The sequence below is a fragment of the Synechococcus sp. MIT S9508 genome (assembly GCF_047303045.1).
Taxonomy (GTDB): domain Bacteria; phylum Cyanobacteriota; class Cyanobacteriia; order PCC-6307; family Cyanobiaceae; genus Synechococcus_C.
Genome location: NZ_CP138941.1, coordinates 1584579 through 1594086, shown reverse-complemented (window position 1 = coordinate 1594086; position 9508 = coordinate 1584579). Strand labels below are relative to the sequence as shown.

The 9508-nt window shown below is 52.9% G+C and carries 15 protein-coding genes; 7 read left to right on the top strand and 8 right to left on the bottom strand.

All coding sequences use genetic code 11. The features are described from left to right. Window positions 1-147 precede the first annotated feature (147 nt). Together SIB42_RS08760 and SIB42_RS08755 are read right to left on the bottom strand one after the other, a co-directional pair. Window positions 148-381 (bottom strand): hypothetical protein, encoded by a 234-nt coding sequence (locus SIB42_RS08760; protein ID WP_067098230.1) that lies wholly within the window; start codon window positions 379-381, stop codon window positions 148-150. Continuing rightward, the gene (locus tag SIB42_RS08755) at window positions 381-722 is read right to left on the bottom strand and encodes a hypothetical protein (RefSeq protein WP_231856498.1); all 342 of its coding nucleotides are present in this window, start codon (window positions 720-722) and stop codon (window positions 381-383) included. The genes SIB42_RS08760 and SIB42_RS08755 overlap by 1 nt, the downstream gene beginning before the upstream one ends. A gap of 374 nt (window positions 723-1096) precedes the next feature. Between SIB42_RS08755 and SIB42_RS08750 the strand changes: the two genes are divergently transcribed. Continuing rightward, window positions 1097-1498, top strand: a complete 402-nt coding sequence (locus tag SIB42_RS08750; RefSeq protein WP_067098233.1) for an OsmC family protein — start codon at window positions 1097-1099, stop codon at window positions 1496-1498. Here SIB42_RS08750 and SIB42_RS08745 read toward each other — a convergent pair whose 3' ends face one another. Continuing rightward, entirely contained in the window at window positions 1499-2215 is a 717-nt protein-coding gene (locus SIB42_RS08745; RefSeq protein WP_067098418.1) for a 16S rRNA (uracil(1498)-N(3))-methyltransferase, read from the bottom strand. It abuts the gene before it with no gap. Between the two features lie 169 nt (window positions 2216-2384). Here SIB42_RS08745 and SIB42_RS08740 point away from each other — a divergent pair, with 169 nt between their 5' ends. Then, a complete protein-coding gene (locus SIB42_RS08740; protein ID WP_067098236.1) occupies window positions 2385-2615 on the top strand; it encodes a hypothetical protein in 231 nt (76 codons plus the stop codon). Continuing rightward, complete coding sequence (locus tag SIB42_RS08735) at window positions 2612-2893, top strand: hypothetical protein (RefSeq protein ID WP_067098239.1); 282 nt, start codon at window positions 2612-2614, stop codon at window positions 2891-2893. Before SIB42_RS08740 ends, SIB42_RS08735 begins: the two co-directional genes overlap by 4 nt. 4 nt (window positions 2894-2897) lie before the next feature. Here SIB42_RS08735 and SIB42_RS08730 read toward each other — a convergent pair whose 3' ends face one another. After that, window positions 2898-3725 carry a dehydrogenase gene (locus SIB42_RS08730; protein WP_067098421.1) on the bottom strand — a complete coding sequence of 276 codons (828 nt, stop codon included), beginning with the start codon at window positions 3723-3725 and terminating at the stop codon, window positions 2898-2900. A gap of 153 nt (window positions 3726-3878) precedes the next feature. On the opposite strand from SIB42_RS08730, the gene SIB42_RS08725 reads away from it, so the two are divergent. The 3 genes from SIB42_RS08725 to SIB42_RS08715 all read left to right on the top strand — a co-directional run bounded on the left by SIB42_RS08725 (window position 3879) and on the right by SIB42_RS08715 (window position 5624). Then, window positions 3879-4073 carry a hypothetical protein gene (locus tag SIB42_RS08725; RefSeq protein WP_067098242.1) on the top strand — a complete coding sequence of 65 codons (195 nt, stop codon included), beginning with the start codon at window positions 3879-3881 and terminating at the stop codon, window positions 4071-4073. A 151-nt stretch (window positions 4074-4224) separates the two neighbouring features. Continuing rightward, entirely contained in the window at window positions 4225-4866 is a 642-nt protein-coding gene (locus SIB42_RS08720; protein WP_067098246.1) for a helix-turn-helix domain-containing protein, read from the top strand. A 182-nt stretch (window positions 4867-5048) separates the two neighbouring features. Continuing rightward, a complete protein-coding gene (locus tag SIB42_RS08715) occupies window positions 5049-5624 on the top strand; it encodes a ferritin (protein ID WP_067098249.1) in 576 nt (191 codons plus the stop codon). On the opposite strand, the gene SIB42_RS08710 is transcribed toward SIB42_RS08715, so the two are convergent. Together SIB42_RS08710 and SIB42_RS08705 are read right to left on the bottom strand one after the other, a co-directional pair. Then, window positions 5625-5915: a hypothetical protein gene (locus tag SIB42_RS08710; protein WP_067098251.1), complete on the bottom strand. Its 291-nt coding sequence runs from the start codon at window positions 5913-5915 to the stop codon at window positions 5625-5627. After that, window positions 5915-6520: a Crp/Fnr family transcriptional regulator gene (locus tag SIB42_RS08705; RefSeq protein WP_114992061.1), complete on the bottom strand. Its 606-nt coding sequence runs from the start codon at window positions 6518-6520 to the stop codon at window positions 5915-5917. The genes SIB42_RS08710 and SIB42_RS08705 overlap by 1 nt, the downstream gene beginning before the upstream one ends. Before the next feature lie 667 nt (window positions 6521-7187). Here SIB42_RS08705 and SIB42_RS08700 point away from each other — a divergent pair. Then, window positions 7188-7391, top strand: a complete 204-nt coding sequence (locus tag SIB42_RS08700; RefSeq protein ID WP_067098257.1) for a hypothetical protein — start codon at window positions 7188-7190, stop codon at window positions 7389-7391. Between the two features lie 213 nt (window positions 7392-7604). On the opposite strand, the gene SIB42_RS08695 is transcribed toward SIB42_RS08700, so the two are convergent. Beyond that, window positions 7605-8549 (bottom strand): hypothetical protein, encoded by a 945-nt coding sequence (locus tag SIB42_RS08695; RefSeq protein ID WP_067098259.1) that lies wholly within the window; start codon window positions 8547-8549, stop codon window positions 7605-7607. Window positions 8550-8585: 36 nt separating this feature from the next. Then, window positions 8586-9479, bottom strand: coding sequence for a metal ABC transporter substrate-binding protein (locus SIB42_RS08690; RefSeq protein WP_067098262.1), 894 nt, complete (start codon window positions 9477-9479; stop codon window positions 8586-8588). Window positions 9480-9508: the final 29 nt, after the last annotated feature.

Below are 9508 nucleotides of genomic sequence, written 5' to 3'. Positions count from 1 at the left end.
TACTCAACAATTAGCGCAACAAAGATCCATCTTGTTCGCGCAAACTGCCGTCCCAGTCACATCAGGGTGCCATGCAAGGCCACGATCAAATCCAAATCGCCACAAGAGCCATCACAGCGAAGCCACCAACTGCGTCGATGCACGTCGTCATGACTCCACTAACGGCGCACTATGAAAGTTCCAGCTGTCACCGTCCTCCAGCCACAGCTCCCAGGTCATCGCCGTTCCATCACGAAGACGCAACCGTCCTCCAAAACCAGCAGGAGAGGGTTGGTAGAGATCAGATAATTCGACGACTGCTTCGCCATCGCGCGTCAACAGCAGTTCAACAGGTCGACCGATCCGTTGGGACAGGTCCTGACGCAGCTCATCGACAGTCATCAATCAGGAACGCTGAAATCAAGCACCAGGTCACCGAGATCTTCACGGCTGATGGTGAAAGCAAAGCCGTCAACCTTGCCGCGCCAGACCCCTATCGCAGCATCAGCAGCCGTGCCCTCCAGCTGCTCAACCTTGTGATCAAAGAGAACGGAGAAACAGTGAGCCGCCACACGAGCAGCCTGATCCTCATCCATCTCATCAAGCTCATGCGCCTGAACCGTGCATCCTTCAAGCAGTTCGGCATCGATCACATTGCCGCCGCCAACGTCGGCGACGAGAGCCTGCAATCCGGCAAGTTCGCTGTTGTCTGTCATGTCGTCATTGTCCACGAAGGACTGCATCAATGCTGAAGTGCTACAGGGTTATAGCCATCAGATGACGTGACAATCAGTCGACGAAGAGCCAGTGGCTCACCTGTCAGCAGAAACCCTTGATCCAGAACGTTGAGCAAATCGATCTGTTTCTGCAGCTCAACTCACGAAACCAAGTACAGCAGAAAAGACAAAGACATCTCAATGATGACGACCTACCAACAACAATTCGATCATCAACTCATCAGATCAGACACTTAAACAGAGATGAATCACTGACACGAGATTTAAAACAACAACAGTTCCACAAGCGACAAAACATGAACTCATTGTGAGCACACCACAAAGAACTGACCAGTCACGGATTGTGCTGTCAACTTGAACAAACCATGCGAAGGGACTTCATGCCCACTGTTTCCTGTCGGTATCGCGGTGAGCTGCGCTGTGAAGCCACACACCATGGCTCTGGTGCCGTATTGATCACCGATGCTCCGATCGACAACGCCGGCAAAGGCGAAGAGTTCTCCCCTACCGACCTTCTGGCCACATCCGTCGCAACCTGCATGCTCACCATCATGGGAATTACTGCCAAGAGCAGAAACTGGTCGATTGAGGGGAGCACTGCAGATGTTGAGAAACAGATGACCCAATCAGGTCCCCGCAAGGTGGAAAAGCTGCGAGTGCAACTGAAACTGCCCCAGCAGCTCAGCAACGAACAGCGCTCACTGCTGCAACGCGTGGCCGAGCAATGTCCTGTGAAACGCAGCCTTGATCCATCGATTCACCTGGAGCTGATCTGGAGTTGATTACAGCGCCAGACCCTGTGCCAAGACCGCCGGCAGGGCAGTATCAACACTGAGAGTGCGTTCACCGAGATGGACCCGCTCTGCCACGACCGAGGTAGCAAGCTCGACCTCGAAAGGGACAAAACCTCCCTCTGGACCGATCATCACCAAAGCAGGTCTTGCAGGTGTTTGCGACAGGGCAGTCGCTGCTCCCTTGTCGGTGATCCAGCAAGGCCGACCGTTGCAAAGCTGGAGAAGCTCATCCTCCACAAAAGGACGGAAGCGTTGATGACAGTGCACCACTGGAGCGATCGTGTCCTGTGAGCGTTCCATCCCCGCAATCAAAGCTTCATTTAGCTTGACCTGCGACAGCAGAGGTGACTGCCAATAACTCTTGTCGACCCTGGCACTATTGATCAGATGCAGGTTTGAGACACCAAATTCCGCGACGGTGCGCAAAATCCGCCGCAGCATTTTTGGACGAGGAAGTGCCAGAACGATGTCGAAGCGATGCCTTGGCGGCGGTGATTGCTTCAACTGCACAGACAACGTCACACCAGCGTCGTCGATGACATCAACACGAGCGCTCCCCTGAGCACCGCCATACAACCCAACCCGAAGCGTGTCGCCGACCACCGCTTGCAGAACCGTACGGATGTGTTGGGTGCGGCGACCATTCGCCAAGAAACAGCTGGATCCAGACCAGACGTCGTCGGCATAAAGCAGGATCAGATTCATGCTGCTGATCATTGCTGAACGGCTTTGACATTCGCATGCCTGGCCATGAATTTCATGCAGTGCTGCAGGTTTAGGCCAAAACATCAGAGCGGTGAACCGAACATCTCAGCTCGGCAATCACACCCTTCATTGCGTTGATGTTTTGGTTTCAATCATAGACAGTATCAGTATGCAAAATACGCAAAACAACAACCGAACCAACACGATCAACGACTCACACTCACTGCTGCAATTGCTCAGTGAACGCCTTCTCCTCTGGGATCAGCAGGATGCGGCACAAGCCGCCGGTGAATGGCATCAGGCACTCGCACTCGAACAATCCATTCGGTCCATCTCGCCTCGCATCCGACAGAGCATGGGTCTGCTCATGGCCTCAAGAGAAGGGGGCTCTGAAGTTTGAGGCTGAGTGATGTTGTCGCCAACCATGGATTTGCTCCCTGCAACCTGGCCACGATTGAGAATGCACGTATTTACCAACGCCAGCACGACGATGGGGTTCTTGAACTGCTCTGCGTTCAGAAAATCGGCGCCGAGATGCGGGTGGATCTACAGCCGCTGATTCCCCTGGTGATCGATGGACAACTCACCATGCCCTTCTTTATGCCATTAGGGAAAGCCGTCTCCAATCAGCACATTCCAACTGACCGCCTTGAGGACTGTTTGAACACCACTCTCTAAGCTCTTAACGGCAATAAGCCGCGATGCCTGTCGTGGGACGACAGATCGCCCTCAGTGAGGTTCCTTGTTCCAAGCCCTCACGCAGTGCGGAAACAACGCGTTTGGCAATCCTCTCCAAAGTCTGCTTGCGTTGGCGTGGGTCGCGAAGTCCCCGCTCCAGAGAGCCCTCAAGCATGCCGATTTCCAACATCGAGACACCCCTGCGAGGTGCTCCCAACATGCCCCGGTAGTCATAGGGATAGGCCCCGAATTCTTTCGCCAGGGCTTCATCCATCACGGAAAAACCAAACGCGACGGCTGGGATGATTCCTGAGCCGATGCCATGGGGTGAGTAGGCGTCGTAATGGATTTCCAACACGTATCCCCCCTCTGAAGCATGCTGTTGCCCCACGGACCAGTTGGTGCGCGGATCCTGCACATTGCGGATGGTGCGCACGCCGGGGTCATAGAAGCTGATGTTCAGACCTTGCTTTTTTCCCTCGGCCACGACTGCCCTGGCGGTGCGCAGATTCCAGTAGAGCTCGTCCGTCATTCCCGATTGCATCGGAGCGGCTCCAGCAACACCGACTGCCCAGCCTGGCGTTCCAGAGCCGTACATCCGTTGAGAATCAGCGTGACCTGCCAGAACCAGAATCGAGCTTCCCTGCTTGGGCATGCGGTCACCAACCCAGTTTTTGCCGCGACCAGGCGTCAACGGAAGCGGCGGAAGCTGCAGCCTTGACCGCTCAGGCCGGGCCGGCTTCATGCTGTCGAGCAGCTCCATCAATCCCGCCCCTGAAACGGGAGGGGCAAGAAGAAGAGCGCCCCCGAGGAGCCAGGCGATGCGACGCATGGGATTCAACATGGTTGACCATGGTGCCTGGCTTGGCTCAATCCGTCACCCCCCAATCCCTCTGCACGCCAGAACGAGAAGTTGGAGCCATCCAACCAAGCATTCCTCAAGGCGACCATTGCTATCTCAAGTGCAGATTGCAACCGCACAACAATGGCTGATCTGACTGCGCTGTTGATGGCCTTGATCTGGCCAGCTGCCCTTGTCATCTCAGTCCTGGCCATCAGCTGGACCTTGATCGTTGTGACGCGGAGCGGGATCCGCGTCGAAATCTTCACCCGTCAGCCGATTCTGATCAGCACAGGAAACGCGCCGCTTCGCGCAGAAGTGGGCAAGGTCAGAATCTGATTCAGTGGATTCGCATTGCTCTCAACCCAGCTCGAACTGCACCGAAACCTCCAAGAGGGCGTATCAAACAACACCCATCACAGGCACGCTTGCACTGTTATAACAACAGTAATTAAAGGTGCATTCCTAAAATCCTGCACCAGCATTTGATATGGCGCAGGCTGAAAAAGATCTGACGACACTGGTCACATCAGTCATCACACTGAAGAAATCAAGTCAACACAGGATCATCACGAACGACAGCGAAAATCGAAGCTTCCAGCTAAAGATAATTGATGGCTTTATTCGCCTTTACTGCATGAATGACATTGGAAATAATACGACCGAATCGACATTGGCATTAATTCATGCTGGCACCGACAGTTCAATTTGTTGGAATAACCACCGAAGACTGATGATTGAAGCGCTTGAAGAATCCAAAGTTGAATTCAACCAAAAAGATCAACCAGTGAACACCAACGTTTATTTGGAAAACTGGATTCTCGACCTCTACGAAATCAAGCAGCCCGCAGACAGCCTGGAAAGATTGATCAAACTGTTCTTACTACTTGCCAAATCAAAAGGCAATCAAGGTGCCAATACTGAACAGACGCTGATTTCGGGCCTATCGCACCGACGCATCGGGGAAATCATCAGCAGCACCAGACCGACGATCAGTAGGCATCTTGGCTGGATGCAACGCCAGAAGCTGATCGACGTGGATGCAGTGACGAAAACGATGCGACTCAATCTGGTTCAACTCCAAGTCAAGCAAGACGAACTCTTCGCTCAACCTCGCCCGCACTTGCACTGACCACCCTTCCACTTCGAGCACTTGGACTTCTTACAACCTTTCTTTTTCTGAGGCTGATGAACCGTCACGATTCAAGCTGCTGAGAATGCATCTCATTATACAGCGCTGATCAATCACAACGCCAACGACCATCGAAAGACTCGATAACTCTTGTACATTTGATACACAGGCAGCCCGATGTGATGCTTTCAGACCCCTCCAAGCACGTTCAACTCCCAGTTGGCCCTGCCGGTCGGACCATGGCGGAGCCAATGGATCCGTCGTTGCTGGAGGGCTTTCAGGCGCACTTCAACATGGAGCGCCAGGCCCATGCCACCTATTTTGGCGCCGCCATTTGGATGGGAGAACGGGAATTATGCGGCTTCTCCCAACACTTCAACGATGAGGCAAAAGGAGAACAAGAGCACGCAGCCAAAGTTGCTGAGTACCTGATTGCCAGGGCACAAACACCCGAACTGCATGCCCTTGAAGCTCCGGATCAATCCTGGGAGTCGGTCTACGACCTGATGAGCACCGCATTCCTGACGGAACGGGACGTGACAACGTCGCTCCAACAACTGCTGATGGCAGCAGAACGTGTTGGCGACACACGCAGCACCGTGTTCCTTGAACCAATGGTGGAAGGACAAATCAAAGCTGAACATGAAGCAACCCATCTGCTCGGTCGGACCAAGTTCGCTGATGGTCAGGCTGCCGCCTTACTGGTCATAGACAACGAACTGAGGGAAGGTGTCTCGCACCCTGCCCAGCTTCAGTAGTTAGTTCGCCAAAGAGCGTGTTTTGACAATCGCCCGCCGGGCAACTTCACTGGCGAAATCCAATGCCAGCGGATCAACGACAGACTCGCGATCCATCCCCGCAATCAGCTTTTGCAGTTGCTCGAGGCGTATGGCAATCAGGCACTGCTCAGAGCGCAATCGCTTGAGCAGTGTCTGATTCAGACAAAAATCACACTGTTGAGTGATCTGGAGGCTCCGCCTTGTGCAGCGCTCTGCATCACGACAGAGCGCAGCCATGAGATTGCTTCCCTTGCGGTGAATCACAGCCATCAGAGATGGGTCAGAGGCGCGGTGCTGATCATGTCGATCGAGAAGTTCATGGTGAATTCACCACCCGAACAATTCATCTGATCCACATTTCTCCACTTGGAGACCTGACGGGTCGTGGTGACGCGCGTGGCTCCAATCAGCTCTCCGAGGCGGTCATGGGTCAAACGGAAAGGCAACTGGAAACAATCGCTGCAGCGCTTGCCAAGACGATTGACCAACAGAGCGAAGAGAGCATGAAGTCTCTGCTCAGCCTGTCCGAGGTGACGGATGCGCAGAAGCTGCAATGTCCACTCGTTCACTGCATCCATGCCGACTTCATCGTCGGAGGAAACGCTGCGGGCGAGACGAAGATCAGTGAGAGCTTCGACGCAGATGCCTTCGCTGCAAAGACGATCAGTCCTCAGGCGATCACCTGCTTGAAGGAAAGCCAGAGTCATGCCCTCTGTTTCTTCGCAGGGGCAATACACACGGCAGAAGCCTTCATGGACCTCAAGAATGCTGCCTTGGCCAGCAGAAGCCGGGTCGATCAACACGGTCTGGTGGCGAGGCATCGTCATTAATGCCACGGGAGCATCAGGGAGAAACCGGTAAGCCGAGAGAGTCATGGACGGAAAACGTCCTGCTATTGAGAATCGATCTCGACTCTAGAAGCAAAACTTGCCTTCATGCAAGCGATTCTCAGAAGCAGTAGGGGGTTCCTTTGAGCCATTTGCTACCTGAAGACCCAACAAGACGTGGCCTGCGAGGTACAGATGGCACCAGTACAACCGACCAGATCCCACTGGACAGCTGCAAAGACCGCAATCAGAGCGACCGTTGGAAGGCGATGAGCAACGAGAATGAGATCCGAGCCAGAAGCCGTCGATCAGACGTTGCAGCTCGTTACATACGACCTTCACACGTCTGCAAATCACCATCAGCAGCATCTTCAGCAGATCCCCCAGCAACGACGTCAGCTCAGTCGCTGCTCAAAGTCGTGAGCGAAGCATCCTGGAAACCTTTCCAGACCAGTCCTCAAGCCCCGCAGTTGCCAGCAATGAACCTGCCAAAGAAGCATTCACGCGCGGCATGCTCAGAAGCTGCCTAACTGCAATCAGAATGACGATCAACAACTCACAACAGCAACACAAAAGAGCGCTCAATCAACAAAATCAATTTCACACATTTGATACCAGAACAGTGCAGCGGTGCATTTCGCTACATGCGGGTGTTGAGCTTGAATCCACACCTATTCATTCGCACAAGTAGACAACTTGCACTGAATCCAGCGCAATGGATCTGCCTGAACATTGTCATCTCAGATGCCGCAGAGCACAGGCAGCTGCATTACAAAACTGGTGCATGGGTCAACTCTCAAAACTCACACTCCAGGGTCGAGAAAATGATGCTCGAGCTTTAACGCAAGAACACATGGAAACCCTGATCAAGATCGATATCAGCACAATCATGTGGATGCAAATCAAGAAAGTCAGCTGAAATTGCAGCAGAAAATTAGAAAGAGAACAAGAGTCAAAACTCATGGATTGCTTGATTGATCTTGATCAATGACTCGACAAGATTTGAATCAGAATTTTCCCCCCAGAGATAGAACAACCCTGTTCAGATGATGCCTGAACAGGGCTTTGATACAGCGACCAAAACTGGAGAAGGTTGCCTAACCCAAGCGATGGGTAGACAACCCGCTGCAGATCAGAACGATAAGCTCACGCCTGTACCAGCATGATGGTTCCATCCTTTGCCACCTTCATCACTCCAGTTTTCTGAGCTATAGATAGGCTTCCAATGGGCGAACAAGGTGATTTTGTCCGTCATTGGATACTCAACCTGTATCTCTGCACCCCAATCTGTGCGAGAAGAAAGACCTGAGTAACTACCAGGCGAATAAAAACGAGGACCACCTGAAATTGTGAAATTCAACTGATCAGTATTGAAGCCTAAACCAGGCCAAAGATCAGTGTAGTTACCAATATAAGTACTATCGGCTTCCCAACCAGTGCGATTTTCAAGGGAAATGAAGGCACCATCGATCACATCTTCGAGGCCGTCACCTAAAGCGAAGTCCACATCACCATCGCCGAATGCATAAGTCACATTTACGCCAACTTCATTCTTGAGACCCTCGCCATAGTGCTCACCTTTACCTGTGACGAAGTAGGGCATCCAAGAGAGCTGGAAAGACAACCGATCATTCGGTTGATATCGCGCAGCAAAATATCCCTTGACGTCTGTTCTTTTGTACTCAGCTCCACCTCCATGAGAATGTTCTTCCTCTTCTGCATGCTCATCTTCGACATGAACTGTCCCCCAAAAATGTTCCGCTTCATTCCAAACAGCAGCGGGACCAACGGTAGCTTCAATGGCAAAAGTGCCTTCGTTTGCAAGCCCCCACTCGAAGACGTAACCAAATAGGGCATCAATTGCATAATGCTTTCCAGGTTCGTTTAGGTTATCTTCAAAACCGGCATGTCCCTCAATCGTAATCGTGGGGGTCACTCGAGATTCACCAGCTGGCAATTGTTCACCACCACCACCATGGCCGCCATGGGCATGGACCCCGCGGATTGCAGCATCACCAGCCAGCAACAAGACAAGCCCAGCAGCGGCATTAAGAAACGAAAGACGAGAAAAGATCATTGGATTGAAAGATTAGAAAAATAGAAAAACAAAAAGTCAGCGAATTGAAGCCCAACGCTCCTGAAGCTGAGCCGCAACGCTCTCATCACAACGTCCGCCCTGCGCAACAACAAATGTGCAAATGTTGCCGGTTGCTGTTTGGACAAGACTTTTTCCTGGAGCCTGGCCATCTGCGAACAAAGGCTTGCTGGCGAGGGGAACGCCACTTGCCTTGCTGATCCGGCGCATCGTCTTGGACGGAGGCAAAGCCTCGGGGAAAATCACCTTGGTCCCTGACTTCTTGATCGCCTTGCTGATGGCACTCAGGCTGGAGGGGCGCATGCGGCCGCCGGTGGCGTATTCATCAACAACAGGGAGTTCACGAATGCCGAACCGACGTGCCAAGAAGGAATAGGCGCGGTGTCCTGTAATCAGAACGCGCTGTTCAGCCGGCACGGTCTGAATTTGCTGTCCCGTCCAGGTTCCTAGCGAACCCAGCACTGAATCCATAGCAGCCCTGCGTTGATCAATCGCTGCGTCCTGATTTCCGTTGAACAAAGGCTTGAGCTTGACCGCAACCGCATTGGTCATGGACGCCGCGATTGCAGGGTCATGCCACAGATGCGGATCATTCATTGGATTGCTGGAAACAGCAATTTCGCCAACGGATACAACCGGACCGCCGGCTTTGACGCCCTTGAGGGCAGGCGTGAGGTTGTAGCCGTTCAACAGCACAAGTTTGGCTTTGCTGAGATTGCTGCGATCAGCAGGCCTGAGGGCCATGGTGTGCGGGTCTGCACCCGGCGGGATCAAGCAAATGACGCGAGCTTGATCAGCCACCAACTTCTTGGTGATGTCGCAAAGAACGCCGTCAACTGCAACAACCGTTGGGGCTGAAGATGCAGCGGCTAGCAGGGTTCCTGCTGCTGCCGTGACAAGAGGGAAAGGCAAAATGCGACAAAATATCTTCGGGAATGATA